Origin of the sequence: Tessaracoccus lacteus, assembly GCF_029917005.1 — a bacterium.
GTDB lineage: Bacteria > Actinomycetota > Actinomycetes > Propionibacteriales > Propionibacteriaceae > Arachnia > Arachnia lactea.
Map to the genome: position 1 here is coordinate 1,852,026 of NZ_CP123967.1, position 15,741 is coordinate 1,867,766.

Genomic DNA, 15,741 nt, shown 5'->3' on the forward strand with positions numbered 1-15,741 from the left:
GCTCATGCCTCGGCGACCGGGTTCGACAGGGTGCCGAGACCGTCGATGGAGACGTGCACCTCGTCGCCGGGAACCATCGGCCCGACGCCCGCGGGGGTGCCGGTGAGGATGATGTCGCCGGGCAGCAGGGTGATGGACGCGCTGATGTAGGAGACGAGCTCGGCGATGCCGTGCACCATCTGCGACGTGCTGCCGGACTGCTTCACCTCGTCGCCGACGCGGGTCTCGATCGTCAGCGAGGCGGCCTCCTCCAGCGGGACGTGCGTGTTGATCCACGGGCCGAGCGGCAGGAAGGTGTCGGAACCCTTCGCGCGGGCCCACTGGTCGTCGGCGGCCTGCCAGTCGCGGGCGGTGACGTCATTGGCGATGGTGTAGCCGAAGATCCATTCGGCGGCCTGCTCGACGGGGACCTGCTTGCAGTACACGTCGCGGCCGCTGCTGGTGCGCCTCGACCCGATGACGACGGCCAGTTCGCCCTCGAAGTGCAGGTCCGTGCAGCCCTCCGGCCGGAGAATGGTCTCGTCGGGCCCGATGACGGCCGTGTTCGGCTTGAAGAACAGCAGCGGCGCGGAGGGCAACTCATTGCCCATCTCTGCGGCGTGCTCGGCGTAGTTGCGGCCGACGCCCACCACCTTGGAGCGTGGGATCACCGGCGCGAGCAGGCGCACCGCGGCCAGGTCGTGCCGCTCGCCGGTGTAGTTGACCGGCACACCGGCGAGAGGGTCCCCGGTCAGCGTCGAGATGGTGTCGGGGTGGTCTCCCCCGTCGACGGCGAGTTCGATGATCCCGTAGGCGGGGTCCTGTCCTGCGGTGGCGAAACGTGCAATGCGCATGGCCCCAAGGGTAGTGCTCAGGCCAGGTGCGTGATGATCCCGTAGGCCAGGGCGTCGGACAGCGCCTCCCATGAGGCCTCGACGACGTTGGTGCCGACGCCGACCGTCGTCCAGCTGTTGCCCTCATACGCGGTGTCGATCAACGTGCGGACCGTGGCGTCGGTGCCGTGCCCCTCGTCGAGGATGCGGACGCGGTAGTCGCGCAGGTCGAAGTCCGCGACCTCGGGGAACGCGGGGATCAGCGCGGCACGCAGGGCCGCGTCGAGCGCATTGACGGGGCCGTTGCCCTCGCCGACGACCATCTGACGGCGGCCCTTGGCCGTCAGCTTCACGGTCGCCTCCGACGTGTTGAGGCCATCGCGCTCCTCGGTGAACACGCGCCAGGACTGCACCTCGAACGGCAGCCTGAGCAGGCCGAGCTCGTCACGGAGAAGCATCTCGAAGCTGGCGTCGGCGGACTCGTAGGAGTAGCCCTGCGCCTCGCGGTCCTTCACCACCGCGGTGACGCGCGCGGCGAGCTCGCGGTCGTCCAGATCGAAGCCCAGCTGGGAGCCCTTGATCTGGATGTTGGCGCGGCCGGCCATGTCGGAGATGAGCATACGCATGCTGTTGCCGACCAGCTCCGGGTCGATGTGCTGGTACAGGTTGGCGTCGACCTTGATCGCGGAGGCGTGCAGCCCCGCCTTGTGCGCAAAGCTCGAGGCCCCGACGTAGGGCTGGCGGCCGATCAGCGGCTGGTTCGCCACCTGCGCGATGGCATGGGCGACGCGGCTGAGCTCAGGCAGCCGACCCTCGGGCAGCACCGACCAGCCGTACTTGAGCTCCAGGTTCGGGATCACGGCGCTCAGGTCGGCGTTCCCGGTGCGCTCGCCGTAGCCGTTGAACGTGCCCTGCACGTGCATGACGCCGGCCTCGACGGCCGCCATGGTGTTGGCCACCGCGCATCCGGTGTCGTTGTGGCAGTGGATGCCCAGCTTCGCGCCGGTGGCTGCAGCCGCCTCGACGACCTCGCCCATCCAGCTCGGCAGCATGCCGCCGTTGGTGTCGCACAGCACGACGACCTCGGCGCCGGCCTCGTGCGCCGTCGCGACCACCTTGAGCGCGTACTCGGGGTTGGCCCGGTAGCCGTCGAAGAAGTGCTCGCAGTCGACGAAGACCCGCCTTCCCTCGGAGATGAGGTACTGCACGGTGTCGGTGATCATCTCGAGGTTCTCCTCGAGCGAGCAGCGCAGCGCCCTGGCGACGTGCTCGTCGTGGGACTTGGCGACGATGCACACGACGTCGGTCCCGGCCTCGACGAGCGCCCGCGTCAGCGGGTCGTCCGCGGCCTTCGCCCCCGCCTTGCGCGTGGCCCCGAAAGCGACCAGCGTCGACGTGCCCAACTCCAGGTCGCGGGCCAGCCGGAAGAACTCGGTGTCGCTGGGGTTGGCTCCCGGCCAGCCACCCTCGATGTAGCCGACGCCCAGCTCGTCGAGGTATCCGGCGATCTTCAGCTTGTCCGCGACGGACAGGCGCAGGCCCTCCTGCTGCGCGCCGTCGCGCAGGGAGGTGTCGAAGACGTGGAACTCGGCGGGACGTTGGGGAAGAAGCGGCATCTGATCACTCCATCGGTTCGAGGGCCTCGGACAGAGTACGCCGAAGAGCCCACCCGGGGATGTCTCACCCAGTGGACGGACACTCTGAGACCGGCGCGGGCCCGAGGCGCGCTCGCGTAGGGTTCCCGCCATGACTTCAGCGAAGATTGCCGTCATCGGCGGCGACGGCATCGGCCCCGAGGTGACTGCAGAGGCCATCAAGGTCCTCACCGCGGTCGCGCCCGACACCTTTGAGTTCGTCGACTACGACCTGGGAGCCGAGCGCTGGCTGCGCACCGGCGAGGTCCTGCCGGACTCGGTGCTCGAGGAGCTGAAGCACGTCGACGCCATCGCGCTGGGCGCCGTCGGCGCGGCCCCCGGCTCGAAGGCGATCCCCAGCGGCCTCCTCGAGCGCGGCCTGCTGCTGAAGCTGCGCTTCGCCTTCGACCACGCCATCAACCTGCGCCCGTCGATCCTGTACCCGGGCGTGCCCACCCCGCTGGCGCCCGGCCTGGTCGAGGGTCGCACGGTGGACTTCGTCGTCGTCCGCGAGGGCACCGAGGGACTGTACTGCGGCAACGGCGGCGCCGTCCGCGTGGGCACCGCCCAGGAGCTCGCGACCGAGGTCTCCGTCAACACATACTTCGGCGTCGAGCGCGTCGTCCGCGACGCCTTCCGCCGTGCGCAGGCCCGCCGCGGGAAGCTCACCCTGCTCCACAAGCACAACGTGCTGGTCAACGCCGGTCGCCTGTGGAACCGCGCGTTCACCGAGATCGCCGCCGAGTTCCCGGACGTCACGACCAACTACCTGCACATCGACGCAGCGATGATCGCCATGGTCGTCGACCCGTCGCAGTTCGACGTCATCGTGACCGACAACCTGTTCGGCGACATCGTCACCGACCTGGCGGCGGCCGTCACCGGCGGCATCGGGCTCGCGGCCTCGGCCAACATCAACCCGACGGGCGAGTACCCGTCGATGTTCGAGCCCGTGCACGGCTCCGCCCCCGACATCGCGGGCAAGGGCATCGCCGACCCGACGGCCGCCATCTCGTCCATGGCGCTGCTGCTCGACCACCTCGGCCGGCCGGAGCTCGCGCGCCGGATCGACGAGGCCGTCTCGGCTGACATCGCGGAACGCGGGGGCGAGAAGCTCGGCACCACGCAGATCGGTGACCGGATCGCCGCCCGCGTGGCCTGAGGCTCAGATGCCGACTCGCTTGGCGATCAGCGGCATCGCTCCCCCGATGGTGGCGGCCCACGCGCAGATCAGCACGAGGCTGGCCGCGACGACGCTAGCTACCTCCCAGCCGACGAACAGCGACCCGACGACCAGCCCCAGCAGTGCAAGCATGCAGCCCAGCAGCAGTCCGACGCGCAGCTCGCGCCACACGACGCGCCAGATGTCGCCGAAGCGCACCTCGCCGACGGCCTGCGCGCGTACCGAGCCCCCCCCGGTTCCGCCGAGAAGTGCACTGAGCGGTCCCAAGGCGACGCCCGAGCCATGCGTTGACTAGCGTGGTCCCAGTCGCGACGATGGACAAGAGCGCTCTCAGGAGGTCAGATGGTCGCCAACACGGTGCAGGGAACAGGCGTCGTCGAAGGGTTCGCCTACGGGCCGGTGGCGTGGACGCGCCCCGCCCCCGTCGCTCCCCCGGCCGGGGGCATCGTCCCCGAGGACGGCAGAGGTGCGGAGGAGACCCGGTTCCAGGCGGCCGTCGAGGTCGTCGCCGCGAGGTTCGCCGCCCGCGCGGAGGCCGCGGACGGGGCCGCTTCGGAGGTGATGGAGGCCTCGGCCGCGCTGGCGAGGGACCGCGGCTGGGTCCGGTCGGCCACGAGGAGCATCAGACAGGGAGCCACCGCCGAGACGGCGACCACCGTCGCCATCGGCGGCTTCATCGAGCAGCTCGCACAGCTCGGCGGACGGATGGCCGAACGGACGACCGACCTCGCCGACATCCGGGCCCGCATCGTCGCAGAGCTGATGGGGCTCCCCGAGCCGGGCGTCCCCCGGCCGACGCACCCCGTCGTGCTGCTGGCCGACGACCTCGCACCCGCGGACACCGCGGGGCTCGACCCGTCCGTGGTTCTGGCGATCGTCACCCGACGCGGGGGCCCCACCAGCCACACGGCGATCATCGCCCGCCAACTCGGGATCCCCTGCATCGTCGCCGCCGGTTCACTGGCTGACATCGGCGAGCATGAGCAGGTACTCGTCGACGGTGCCCACGGCGTCGTCACCCGCTCCCCCGACCCTGACGCGTCGGCGGAGCTGGTCGCACGCGACAACGCGCTGAGAGCCGAGATCCGCGCCTGGCGCGGCCCGGCGACCACGCGCGACGGGGCAGCGATCCGCCTGCTGGCCAACGTGCAGGACGGTGCTGGCGCCCGCACCGCGGCCGCCGAGTCCGCAGCGGAGGGGGTCGGGCTGTTCCGCACTGAGCTCTGCTTCCTCACCGCACAGAACCAGCCGACCGTCGAGGAGCAGGCCGGCCTGTATGCCGAGGTCTTCGCCGCCTTCGCCGACGGCAGGGTCGTCGTGCGCACGCTCGACGCCGGGTCCGACAAGCCCGTGCCCTTCGTGCACCACGCGCAGGAGGACAACCCCGCCCTCGGCGTGCGGGGCATCCGGCTCGGGCGGAGCAACCCGGACCTGATGGTGGGCCAGCTCGACGCGATCGCGCGGGCCGCGCGGGACTCCGGCGCAGTGGATCCGCACGTGATGGCGCCCATGGTCTCCACCGTCGACGAGGCCGCGGAGTTCGCGTCGCAGTGCAGGGAACGTGGCCTGGTACCCGGGATCATGGTCGAGGTGCCGGCCGTCGCGCTCATGGCCGAGGAGTTCCTCCAGGTGGTCGACTTCTTCTCGATCGGCACCAACGACCTGACGCAGTACACCATGGCCGCCGACCGCACCTCAGGGGACCTGGCGGCGCTCACCACCGCCTGGCAGCCAGCCGTGCTCCGGCTGATCGCCCGCACCTCGGCCGCAGGCATGAGGGCAGGGAAGCCTGTCGGGGTCTGCGGCGAAGCCGCGGCCGACCCCCTGCTCGCCTGCGTCCTGACCGGCATGGGGATCACGTCCCTGTCCATGGCCTACTCGGCGATCCCCGCGGTCGGGGTGCGCCTCGGCAAGGTCACGCTCGAGCAGTGCCGCAGCGCCGCCGCCCGCGTCGTCGAGGCCCGCACCGACGTGGAGGCCCGTGAGGTGGCCGAGGGACTGCTGCGCTGATCCCCTCCCCGCGCACGAGACGGCCGGGCCGACCCCTCAGGGACCGGCCCGGCCGTCGTCGGGTTGCTTCGGTCAGCGACCGACGGAGCCCTCGGTGTAGTCGGCGTCCCTGGTCTCGACCCAGCTCATCAGCTTGCGGAGCTCGCGGCCGGTGGCCTCGATCGGGTGGGCCTCGCCCTCGGCGCGCAGCCGCTTGAACTCGGGCGCGCCGGCGTCCTGGTCCTCGATGAAGCGCGTCGCGAAGGCGCCGGTCTGGATGTCGGTGAGGACGTCCTTCATGTGGGCCTTGACCTGGGCGTCGATGACGCGCGGGCCGGAGACGTAGTCGCCGAACTCTGCGGTGTCGGAGATCGACCAGCGCTGCTTGGCGATGCCGCCCTCGTACATCAGGTCGACGATGAGCTTGAGCTCGTGGAGGCACTCGAAGTAGGCGACCTCCGGCTGGTAGCCGGCCTCGGTCAGGGTCTCGAAGCCCGACTGGATCAGTGCGGAGACGCCGCCGCAGAGCACGGCCTGCTCGCCGAACAGGTCGGTCTCGGTCTCCTCGGTGAAGGTGGACTTGATACCTCCGGCGCGCAGGGCGCCGATGGCCTTGGCGTAGGACAGCACCAACGGCCAGGCGTTGCCGGTGGCATCGACCTCGACGGCGACGATCGCGGGGACTCCGCGGCCGTTCTCGTACTCTCGGCGGACGAGGTGGCCGGGACCCTTGGGTGCGACCATGCAGACGTCGACGCCCTCGGGCGGGGTGATGTAGCCGAAGCGGATGTTGAAGCCGTGCGCGAAGAACAGGGCGTCGCCGGGGGCGAGGTGGGGCTCGATCTCCTCCTTGTAGAGGGTCCGCTGCACCTGGTCGGGGGCGAGGATCATGATGAGGTCGGCCTCTTCGACGGCTTCGGCGACCGGCAGGACGCGCAGGCCCTCGGCCTCGGCCTTCGCGACCGACTTCGAGCCAGGGCGCAGGCCGACGCGGACGTCGACGCCCGAGTCGCGCAGGCTCAGAGCGTGCGCGTGACCCTGCGACCCGTAGCCGATGACGGCGACGGAGCGGCCCTGGATGATCGAGAGGTCTGCGTCGTTGTCGTAGAACATTTCTGCCATGGGTGTGGTCTTCCTTGGTTGGGTTACTTGGCTTTTTCGGTGAGGGTCTTGGTGCCGCGGCCCAGTGCGACCTGGCCGGACTGGACGAGTTCGATGATCCCGTGGGGGCGGAGCATCTCCAGCAACGCCGCCAGCTTGTCGTCGCTGCCCGTCGCCTCGATGGTGATGGTCTCCGAGGACACATCCACGGCCTTGCCGCGGAACAGGCTCACGACGTCGATCACCTGGGACCGGGTGTGCACGTCTGCATGGACCTTGACGAGCACCATCTCGCGGTGCACGGCCTGGGTGCCGAGCTCAAGCACCTTGCGGACCTCGATCAGCTTGTTCAGCTGCTTGACGATCTGCTCGAGGGCCGCGTCGTCGGCCACCTGGGCGACCACAGTCATGCGGGAGACCCCCTCCCGCTCGGTCGGTCCGACGGCCAGCGACTGGATGTTGAACCCGCGACGCGAGAACAGCGCTGCGATGCGGGTCAGGACTCCAGGATGGTCCGCGACCAGGATGGACAGGGTATGGGTAGCCGTCACAGGTCCTCCTCCTCCCACTGCGGGGCCATGTCCCTGGCCACGCGGATCTCGTCGTTGCTGACGCCGGCGGCCACCATCGGCCACACCATCGCGTCCTTGTGGACGACGAACTCGATGACGACCGGACGGTCGTCGATCTCGAGCGCTCGGGCGATCGCTTCGTCCATCTCCTCCTCGTTGGTGGCGCGGAGGCCGACACAGCCCATCGCCTCGGCCAGCATCGGGAAGTTGGGGAGGTTCTCGGTCATCAGGTCGGTGTTCGAATAGCGGCCCTCATAGAAGAGGGACTGCCACTGCCGGACCATGCCGAGCGCATTGTTGTTGATCACGGCGATCTTGATCGGGATGTTGTTGAGCGCGCAGGTGACGAGCTCCTGGTTCGTCATCTGGAAGCAGCCGTCACCGTCGATCCCCCACACCGTGGAGTCAGGGTTGGCCACCTTCGCACCCATCGCGGCCGGGACGCAGAACCCCATGGTCCCCGCGCCGCCGGAGTTGAGCCAGCGACCCGGCCTCTCGTGGGGCAGGAAGTGAGCTGCCCACATCTGGTGCTGGCCGACACCCGCCGCGTAGATGGTGTCGGCGGGGCTGAGCTGCCCAATCCGCTGGATGACCTCCTGCGGGGAGAGCCTGCCGTCCGGGATCTCCTCCCAACGCGGCTGGTAGCGATCCTTCATCCCGGTCAGCAGGCGGCGCCACGCGTCGCAGTCGGGGGCGTCGTAGGCCTCGATTGCGACGATGAGCTGCCGCAGCGTCTCCTTGATGTCGCCCACGATGGGGATGTCGACGGCGACGTTCTTGCCGATCTCGGCCGGGTCGACGTCAGCGTGGATGATCTTGGCCAGCGGCGCGAAGCTGTCGAGCCTGCCGGTGACCCGGTCGTCGAAGCGCGTCGCCAGGGCGATGATCAGGTCCGCCTTCTGGAGAGCACCCACTGCGGCGACCGTGCCGTGCATGCCCGGCATCCCCAGGTTCAGCTCGTGGCTGTCGGGGAAGACGCCGCGCGCCATCAGCGTGGTGACGACGGGGATGCGCGTCTTCTCGACGAACTCGGCCAGCTCGTCCTGTGAGCGCGAGGAGGCGACTCCGCCTCCGACGTACAGCACGGGGCGCTCGGCTTGAGCGATCATCCGCGCAGCGGCGCGGATCTGGCGCGTATGGGGTCTGAAGGTCGGCTTGTAGCCGGGCAGGTCGAGTTCGGTGGGCCAGACGAAGGGCGCCTTGGCCACCAGAGCGTCCTTGGCGATGTCGACGAGCACCGGTCCGGGCCGTCCTGTGGCGGCGATGTGGAACGCCTCCTTGACGGCCAGCGGGATGTCCGCGGTCTCCTTGATCAGGAAGCTGTGCTTGGTGATCGGCATCGTGATGCCGCGGATGTCGGCCTCCTGGAAGGCGTCCGTGCCGATGGAGGTGCTGTTCACCTGGCCGGTGATCGCCACGAGCGGGGTCGAGTCCATGTAGGCGTTCGCCAGCGGGGTGACGAGATTGGTCGCACCGGGACCGGAGGTCGCTATGCAGACGCCGACCCGCCCGGAGCTCATCGCGTACCCCTCGGCCGCGTGCCCGGCGCCCTGCTCGTGCCGCACGAGGATGTGCCGGATGCTGGAGTCGAAGAGCGGGTCGTAGGCCGGCAGGATCGCGCCCCCCGGGATCCCGAATGCTACGTCGACGCCCATCTTCTCGAGCGATGCGACGAGTGCCTGGGCCCCCGTCAAGAGTTGACCACTGTCCTGCGCCATTGCCTCTCCCTTCTCCTGGCTGCGACCCATTGTGCTTGTCAAGAAAAAACCCTCGTTGCCTTCAAGGCAGACGAGGGTGCGCTTCGTGATGTGCTTCGCGAAGCGCTACCTGATGACTACGAGTCGTCCGGTGAACATGGGTCCACCTTCCCTTGGCAGGAACCGGGTGTCAAGCACTTGCGAGGCCTCATCCGAAATGTAAGACGGCGCCCGGGCGGGGGAACCCGGGCGCCGTCTCAGATGCGAGGAGTCACGAACGGTCGACGACCACGTCACGCTCGACGACGGCCGCAACGGGGGCACCGACGCGGGTCAGGGCCCAGCCGATGAGGCCGAACAGGATGCCGAGGCCCATGACGAGCGCCGCGACGCCGAAGGCGACCACGGAGGTGAACAGCGACGCACGGAGGAAGGAGGCATTCATGACCGTGGTACGGGTGGCGGTGTACTGGTCCGCCAGCTCGGTGTCACCGGCTTCCTTGGCCGCGGTGGCCAGGGCCCCGAGCTCCGAGTAGGTCTTGCCTTCGGAGGCAGCCATGGCGTGGTGGTTGATGATGTCAGCCTGCGCGTACGCCGACAGCGGCCCGGAGACCGGCTTGCCGGCGAAGGCGCCGCCCATGAATGTGGCGTCGGCGGGGACGGTGATCTTCTCTGCGGCCAGCTGGGAGCTGACCATGCCGTACGTCAGGGCGCCGGCGATAAGCAGAACGATGCCGGCGACGATCGAGATGATGCCGACGGTCTTGGTGGCCTTCATGGTGAGGGTCCCTTTCTTCGGTGAGGCTGTCCTACCTCTTGTAGGAGACAATGTAGACGGTCTCGGGCCCCTGGGAACCAGAACGCGGCACTAATTTCGGTGAGCCTCGAAATACGTCACCCGACGATGCGACCCCAGACCTCGTCGAGAGGTTCTGCCACCTCGGTCTTCATGTTCGCCACGCCGGGGTTGTCCGCCCAGCGAGGCAGGACGTGCACGTGGGCGTGGAACACCTCCTGCCCGGAGGCGGCGCCGGCGTTGGACACGATGTTGACTGCATCGGCACCCAGCCTGTCCTTCAACAGACGGCCGACGCGCGCCACGGACGGGCCCATTTCGACGAGCGCCTCATCATCGGCCAGCACGTCGGGGACGTGCCGCCTGGGGATGACGAGCGTGTGCCCGACCTGCCAGGGGTTGATGTCGAGGAAGGCGATGCATGCCTCGTCCTCGTAGACGCGCTTCGAGCCGATGTCTCCGGCGATGATGGCGCAGAACAGGCAGTCCATGGGTTCTCCTTCTGTCAGCGGACGGTGAAACCGGCGTCGCGCAGCCCGGCCTTGACCTGGTCGATCGTGAGTGTGCCGTAGTGGAAGACGCTGGCTGCGAGCACCGCGTCGGCGCCGGCGGCGGCCGCCGCCACGAAGTGCTCGACGGTGCCGGCACCCCCTGACGCGATCAGCGGCACGTCGGCGATGGCACGCACGGCGGTGATCATCTCGATGTCGAACCCGCCGGTGGTGCCGTCGGCATCCATGGAGTTCAGCAGGATCTCCCCCACGCCGCGGTCACAGGCCTCCCGAACCCACGCCAGCGCGTCGACTCCGGCCGAGCGGCGCCCGCCGTGAGTCGTGACCCCGAAGCCTGACGGCATGCCCGGTTCGCGGCGCGCGTCGACCGAGAGGACGAGCACCTGGTCGCCGAAGGCGTGCGCGATCTCGTCGATGGCCGAGGGTCGCGCCAGCGCGCCGGTGTTGATGCCCACCTTGTCCGCGCCGGAGCGCAGCAACAGGTCGACATCGGCCACGGACCGGACACCTCCGCCGACCGTCAGCGGGATGAAGACGGTCTCGGCGCAGCGGGCGACCATCTCGCGCGTGGTGGCCCTGCCGTCCGAGGACGCAGAGATGTCGAGGAACGTCAGCTCGTCGGCCCCCTCGGCCGAGTAGCGGGCGGCCAGCTCGACGGGGTCGCCGGCATCGCGCAGGTTCGTGAAGTTGACCCCCTTGACGACGCGGCCGTCGTGGACGTCGAGGCAGGGGATGATACGCAGCGCAACACTCACATGCTCAGGCTAGCGCCCCTCAGTCCTCCTCCAGCTCCACCGCGACGACGCCGCGGCGCATGGCGTCCTGCACCGCGTGGGCCGTGCGCCGCAGGTCGCCCGGACCGGCGGCGCTGGCGAGCTGGCCGGCCAGATCGATGACCTGCCGCACCCAGCGGACGAAGTCGCCGGCGGACAAGTCGGTGGTGGCGAGCACCTTGGCCAGCTCCTGCCCGCTGGCCCAGCGCCACGCGGCCTCCGCGAAGCCGATGTCAGGCTCGCGGCCGCGGTCGCGGCGGTGCCTCCGTTCGACCTGGCCCACCTCACGCCAGGTCGCCCGTAGTGCGGACTGGGCCTGCTCGCTGGCGCGGTTCGGCATCCTCGGCGGGACGGAGTCGCGGCTGGGCCGCGACTCGTAGAGCAGGGTGGACAGAACCGCCGCGAGTTCGGGCGCGTCCAGCCCGGCGAAGACGTCGCGGCGGACGCACTCCGCGGCGACGAGGTCGAGCTCGTTGTAGATGCGCCGGAGCATGCGGCCGGCGTCGGTGAGGTCGTCGCCGTCGAGGTAGCCGAGCTCGTCGAGCACGGCGCACACGCGGTCGAACTGCACGGCCAGCGAGTTGGCGCGCCCGGTGGTCTCACGCTCGACGCGCTCGGCCTCCCGCTCGAGCCGGATGATCCGGGCCGCGTGCACCGCGTGCGTCTCGCGGTCCGGGCACTCGTGGCACGGGTGGCGCTTCAGCTCGCGACGGAACTCGGCGATCCTGCGCGCGACGGACTCGTCCGACGGGGACGCGACGTCCGGGACCTGCGGGTCCTTCTCCTCGATCCGCTCCGACATGGACTGGAGCAGGGACCGGCGCGACTTCCGATCCCGCACTGAGAAGTCGCGGGGCACGCGCACGCGGCCGACGGGCGTCAGCGGGCCGCGCAGGTCGTGCGGCTGCAGCTTGAGAACCGTGTGGTCGGCCGAGATGGTCTGGACCCACGGCTCGGCACCCCGCTGCGCCTTCTGGCCGACGCGCAGGACGACGGACCAGCCCTGCCGGTCCAGGTGCACGATGTCGCCGGGGAGCAGCTTCGTCATCGAGTCGGAGACCTGTTCGGCCTGCTCCCGGCGCCGGTCCTTCGACGCGGCTGCCTCCAGCCGGGAGATCTCGTCACGGAGGCGGGCGTACTCCATGAAATCGCCGAGGTGACACTCGACCGCCGCGTACTCACCGGCCAGATCCACCCTGAGGCCGCGTCCCGCGCGGGATGCCTGCACGACGGACTTGTCCGTCTGGAACTGCGCGAAGGACTGGTTGAGGAGCTCGCGCGCCCTGTCCCGACCGAGCGTGGCCATGAGGTTGACGGCCATGTTGTAGCTGGGCGCGAAGCTGGAGCGCAGCGGGTAGGTGCGCCGTGAGGCCAGGCCGGCGACGGCGCGGGGGTCCATGCCGGAGCGCCACAGGACGACGGCGTGGCCCTCGACGTCGATGCCCCGGCGGCCGGCCCGGCCGGTCAGCTGCGTGTACTCCCCCGGCGTGATGTCGACATGGGCCTCGCCGTTGAACTTCACGAGCTTCTCCAGCACGACGGTGCGTGCCGGCATGTTGATGCCCAGCGCGAGGGTCTCGGTGGCGAACACGAGCTTGAGGGCCCCTGTGGCGAAGCCCTCCTCGATGATGGCCTTGAAGGCGGGCAGCTGCCCGGCGTGGTGGGCTGCGACGCCCGCCATCAGGGCGTCGCGGAACCGCTCGTAGTCCAGGGCGCGGAGGTCCGCCTCGCCGAGCCCGGCGACGTGCCGGTCGGCGATGTCGCCCAGCAGCGCCGCCTCCGCCCGGTTCGTCAGGACCGTCCCGGAGTCGGCCACCTGGCGCACCGCGGCGTCGCAGCCGACGCGGGAGAAGATGAAGTAGATCGCGGGGAGCAGGCGCGCCCGCTCGAGCACGATGGCGACCTCGCCGCGGCCGGGCTGGCGAGCGGCGAACCGTTGAGCTGGCTGGTCCCCGTAGCTGGACCGCTGCCCCGGCCTTCCCCTGCCGGAGCGCCCCCGGGCGCGGCGCGAGTCGTCGCGCACCCGGCCGGACTCCTCCCGCGAGACCTTCAGCAGCTCCCGGTTCACGCGGGCCGCGCGCTCCGCGGGCAGCTCGCTCGCGGTGGGGGCCACGCCGTCGAACAGGTCGACGAGCCGCCGACCGACGAGCACGTGCTGGAACAGCGGTACGGGGCGACGCTCCGAGACGACGACGGCGAAGTCGCCCCTGACCGTGCGCAGCCACTCGCCGAAGTCCTCGACGTTGCTCACGGTCGCAGACAGCGCGACGATCGCCACGGACTCCGCGAGGCCGAGGATGACCTCCTCCCACACCGGGCCGCGGAAGCGGTCGGCGAGGTAGTGCACCTCGTCCATCACGACGAAGCCCAGATTGTTCAGGGTCGGCGACTGCGCGTAGATCATGTTGCGCAGGACCTCTGTGGTCATGACGACGATCTGGGCCTCAGAGTTGACCGAACTGTCGCCCGTCAGGAGGCCGACGCGGTCGGGGCCGTAGCGCTCGACGAGGTCGTGGTACTTCTGGTTCGACAGTGCCTTGATGGGCGTGGTGTAGAAGCACTTGCGCGAGTCCTGCACCGCCAAGTGGACCGCGAACTCGCCCACCACGGTCTTTCCGGCCCCGGTGGGCGCCGCAACGAGCACGCCCCTGCCCTCGTCGAGTTCCCGGCAGGCCGCCAGCTGGTAGTCGTCCAGGTGGTAGGGGTACAGCGCAGCGAACTCACGCACCCCTTCAGGCAGCTCAGTCACACCTTCAACGTAGCAGTGCCCCGTCACGCAACGATCGTGATGTCGCGCGAGACCCGCCGACAAGCAGCTTGCCAGGCAAGCTACCCGCCGGCGGGTTCACCCTGAGGCGAGTGACGAGGTGGGGCGGGGGCGGATCAGGCGACGATGACGCGCAGCGCCCCGGGCGCGATCTCGACGGTCGCGGGCACGCTGCCCATCTCCTCGCCGTCTCCCATGACGAACAGGCCGTCGCCGTCGACCTCGACCCGACGTGCGCGGAGCCTCTCGACGACGGGGTCGGTGACGAACTTCCCGGAGTACATGGTGGGGAGCAGGCGCAGCAGCTTGGCCCGAGACGCCGCATGAATGATCGTGACGTCGAGCAGGCCGTCCTCCGCGTCGAAGTCGGGCGCGACCCGCATCCCCCCGCCGAACAGTCCGAGGTTCGCCACCGCCACCAGCATCGCCTCGAACTCGCGGGGTTCGCCGTCGATGGTGACGCGGTAGGACAGGGGCGAGAAGGCAGCGAGCTCACGCAGCGCGATGTAGCCGTAGCTCAGCGCGCCGAGCCGCAGCCGGATGTCGTTGGTGGCCCGGTTGACGCGGGCGTCGTAGCCGCTGGAGACCACCGCCCCGATGTAGCGTTCCCCCTCGGCGTTGGTCAGGTGGGAGAGGTCGATCACGCGCGTGCGGCCTCGAACCAGCGCCTCGACCGCCTCCCGGATCGAGCCGGGGATCCCGGCGCCGCGGGCGAAGTCGTTGCCGGTGCCCGCGGGGATGACGGCCAGCGTCGCGTCGGTGCGGGCACAGGCGTTCAACCCGAGGTGGGCCATGCCGTCGCCGCCCATCACGGCGACGACGTCGCCGGGCTGCGCGGTCAGCGCGGCGGCCCGTGTCAGGTCGCGGGCCTCCTCGTAGGTGCTGGAGGCCACGACGTGCAGTTCGGCGTCGGTGATGCCCTCGTGCAGCCGGGCGACGACCTTCGGCAGCACGCGCCCGGCGCGGCCACCACCGGACTGCCTGTTGCAGACGACCGTGATCAGCCGTCGCCTGGCGACGGTTCCGCTCACCTGCCGTCCTCAAGGTCGACCGAGAACTCCGTGGCGGTCTCCTCGGTGATGCCGCGCTTCCTGTCCCAAACGCGACAGATGGCCTCGGCGATCAGGAACATGACCGTGACGGGCACCGCCAGCGCCAGCATCGAGAACGGGTCGGTCGTCGGCGTGGCGACGGCGGCCAGAACGACAGAGCCGAAAACCACCATCTTGCGCGCCTTCTTGAGCATGTAGCCGCGCACGACACCGGCGAGGTTCAGCCCGACGACCACGACGGGAAGCAGGAAGGCCGCGCCGAACACGAGCATGACCTTGATCTCCATGGCGAGGAAGTTCGCCATGTCGAGCAAGTTCGTGATGCCCTGGTTCTCGGGAGTGAAGCCGAGCAGGACCTGGATGCCGGTTGGCCAGATGTAGTAGCCGAGAGCGGCCCCCGCGAAAAACAGCGGAAGCGACACCCCTACGAAGGCAAGGGCGTACTTCTTCTCCTTGGCAACCAGACCGGGGGCGACGAAGGCCCAGATCTGCCACAGCCAGATGGGCGAGGAGATGGCCACGCCGCCGAGGACGCAGACGAGGACGGCGAGCGTGAACGGCTGCGTGACGCCGGTGTTCACGATCTCGGTGGTCGCTCCGTTCGCCTCGAGCACCGCGCGGGCCTTGTTCCAGGGCGCGAGGAAGAAGTCGATGAGCGCCTCGTAGAAAAAGATGCAGAGCAGAGAGCCGATCACGATCCCGCCGATCGAGATCGTCACGCGGTAGCGGAGCTCGCGGAGGTGGTCGTAGAGCGACATTCTCCCCTCGGGGCCGCCGTCCGGCGGGCGCAGCCACCCGAGTCGACGGGACCCGCCCGCCTCCTCAGAGGTCGTCGCCTGCGTCCCAGCCATGG

The 15,741-nt window shown here is 69.8% G+C and carries 14 protein-coding genes; 2 read left to right on the forward strand and 12 right to left on the reverse strand.

The window, feature by feature from the left end; genetic code table 11:
- Window positions 1–2: 2 nt before the first annotated feature.
- Window positions 3–833, reverse strand: a complete 831-nt coding sequence (locus tag QH948_RS08575; RefSeq protein ID WP_281144029.1) for a fumarylacetoacetate hydrolase family protein — start codon at window positions 831–833, stop codon at window positions 3–5.
- Between the two features lie 17 nt (window positions 834–850).
- Window positions 851–2,428 (reverse strand): citramalate synthase, encoded by a 1,578-nt coding sequence (gene cimA / locus QH948_RS08580; protein ID WP_281144030.1) that lies wholly within the window; start codon window positions 2,426–2,428, stop codon window positions 851–853.
- 130 nt (window positions 2,429–2,558) lie between these two features.
- Here cimA and QH948_RS08585 point away from each other — a divergent pair, with 130 nt between their 5' ends.
- On the forward strand, window positions 2,559–3,608 hold the full coding sequence (locus QH948_RS08585; protein WP_281144031.1) for a 3-isopropylmalate dehydrogenase: 1,050 nt from the start codon (window positions 2,559–2,561) through the stop codon (window positions 3,606–3,608).
- A gap of 3 nt (window positions 3,609–3,611) precedes the next feature.
- Here QH948_RS08585 and QH948_RS08590 read toward each other — a convergent pair whose 3' ends face one another.
- Complete coding sequence (locus QH948_RS08590) at window positions 3,612–3,896, reverse strand: magnesium transporter (protein ID WP_281144032.1); 285 nt, start codon at window positions 3,894–3,896, stop codon at window positions 3,612–3,614.
- A 75-nt stretch (window positions 3,897–3,971) separates the two neighbouring features.
- Between QH948_RS08590 and QH948_RS08595 the strand changes: the two genes are divergently transcribed.
- Entirely contained in the window at window positions 3,972–5,639 is a 1,668-nt protein-coding gene (locus QH948_RS08595) for a phosphoenolpyruvate--protein phosphotransferase (protein ID WP_281144033.1), read from the forward strand.
- Between the two features lie 72 nt (window positions 5,640–5,711).
- Here the strand turns inward: QH948_RS08595 and ilvC are convergent, their stop codons facing one another.
- The 9 genes from ilvC to tatC form a co-directional block, all read right to left on the reverse strand.
- Window positions 5,712–6,740: a ketol-acid reductoisomerase gene (gene ilvC / locus QH948_RS08600; protein WP_281144034.1), complete on the reverse strand. Its 1,029-nt coding sequence runs from the start codon at window positions 6,738–6,740 to the stop codon at window positions 5,712–5,714.
- 23 nt (window positions 6,741–6,763) lie between these two features.
- Complete coding sequence (gene ilvN / locus QH948_RS08605; protein WP_219083843.1) at window positions 6,764–7,270, reverse strand: acetolactate synthase small subunit; 507 nt, start codon at window positions 7,268–7,270, stop codon at window positions 6,764–6,766.
- Entirely contained in the window at window positions 7,267–9,009 is a 1,743-nt protein-coding gene (locus QH948_RS08610; RefSeq protein ID WP_281144035.1) for an acetolactate synthase large subunit, read from the reverse strand. The genes ilvN and QH948_RS08610 overlap by 4 nt, the downstream gene beginning before the upstream one ends.
- Before the next feature lie 250 nt (window positions 9,010–9,259).
- On the reverse strand, window positions 9,260–9,766 hold the full coding sequence (locus tag QH948_RS08615; protein WP_219083842.1) for an aromatic ring-opening dioxygenase LigA: 507 nt from the start codon (window positions 9,764–9,766) through the stop codon (window positions 9,260–9,262).
- Between the two features lie 116 nt (window positions 9,767–9,882).
- On the reverse strand, window positions 9,883–10,275 hold the full coding sequence (locus tag QH948_RS08620) for an HIT family protein (RefSeq protein ID WP_281144036.1): 393 nt from the start codon (window positions 10,273–10,275) through the stop codon (window positions 9,883–9,885).
- Between the two features lie 14 nt (window positions 10,276–10,289).
- Window positions 10,290–11,051: an imidazole glycerol phosphate synthase subunit HisF gene (gene hisF / locus QH948_RS08625; RefSeq protein ID WP_281144037.1), complete on the reverse strand. Its 762-nt coding sequence runs from the start codon at window positions 11,049–11,051 to the stop codon at window positions 10,290–10,292.
- A 19-nt stretch (window positions 11,052–11,070) separates the two neighbouring features.
- A complete protein-coding gene (locus QH948_RS08630; protein WP_281146170.1) occupies window positions 11,071–13,809 on the reverse strand; it encodes a DEAD/DEAH box helicase in 2,739 nt (912 codons plus the stop codon).
- A 143-nt stretch (window positions 13,810–13,952) separates the two neighbouring features.
- A complete protein-coding gene (locus tag QH948_RS08635) occupies window positions 13,953–14,867 on the reverse strand; it encodes a diacylglycerol/lipid kinase family protein (protein WP_281144038.1) in 915 nt (304 codons plus the stop codon).
- Complete coding sequence (tatC, locus tag QH948_RS08640) at window positions 14,864–15,739, reverse strand: twin-arginine translocase subunit TatC (protein ID WP_281144039.1); 876 nt, start codon at window positions 15,737–15,739, stop codon at window positions 14,864–14,866. The genes QH948_RS08635 and tatC overlap by 4 nt, the downstream gene beginning before the upstream one ends.
- Between the last annotated feature and the right edge of the window lie 2 nt (window positions 15,740–15,741).

What these genes read in the sequence shown, in the direction of transcription:
- QH948_RS08595 (WP_281144033.1), top strand. Translation starts at nt 3,972, where the DNA reads ATGGTCGCCAACACGGTGCAGGGAACAGGCGTCGTCGAAGGGTTCGCC.
- QH948_RS08575 (WP_281144029.1), bottom strand. Translation starts at nt 833, where the DNA reads ATGCGCATTGCACGTTTCGCCACCGCAGGACAGGACCCCGCCTACGGG.
- cimA (WP_281144030.1), bottom strand. Translation starts at nt 2,428, where the DNA reads ATGCCGCTTCTTCCCCAACGTCCCGCCGAGTTCCACGTCTTCGACACC.
- ilvC (WP_281144034.1), bottom strand. Translation starts at nt 6,740, where the DNA reads ATGGCAGAAATGTTCTACGACAACGACGCAGACCTCTCGATCATCCAG.
- QH948_RS08610 (WP_281144035.1), bottom strand. Translation starts at nt 9,009, where the DNA reads ATGGCGCAGGACAGTGGTCAACTCTTGACGGGGGCCCAGGCACTCGTC.
- QH948_RS08585 (WP_281144031.1), top strand. Translation starts at nt 2,559, where the DNA reads ATGACTTCAGCGAAGATTGCCGTCATCGGCGGCGACGGCATCGGCCCC.
- QH948_RS08615 (WP_219083842.1), bottom strand. Translation starts at nt 9,766, where the DNA reads ATGAAGGCCACCAAGACCGTCGGCATCATCTCGATCGTCGCCGGCATC.
- tatC (WP_281144039.1), bottom strand. Translation starts at nt 15,739, where the DNA reads ATGGCTGGGACGCAGGCGACGACCTCTGAGGAGGCGGGCGGGTCCCGT.
- QH948_RS08620 (WP_281144036.1), bottom strand. Translation starts at nt 10,275, where the DNA reads ATGGACTGCCTGTTCTGCGCCATCATCGCCGGAGACATCGGCTCGAAG.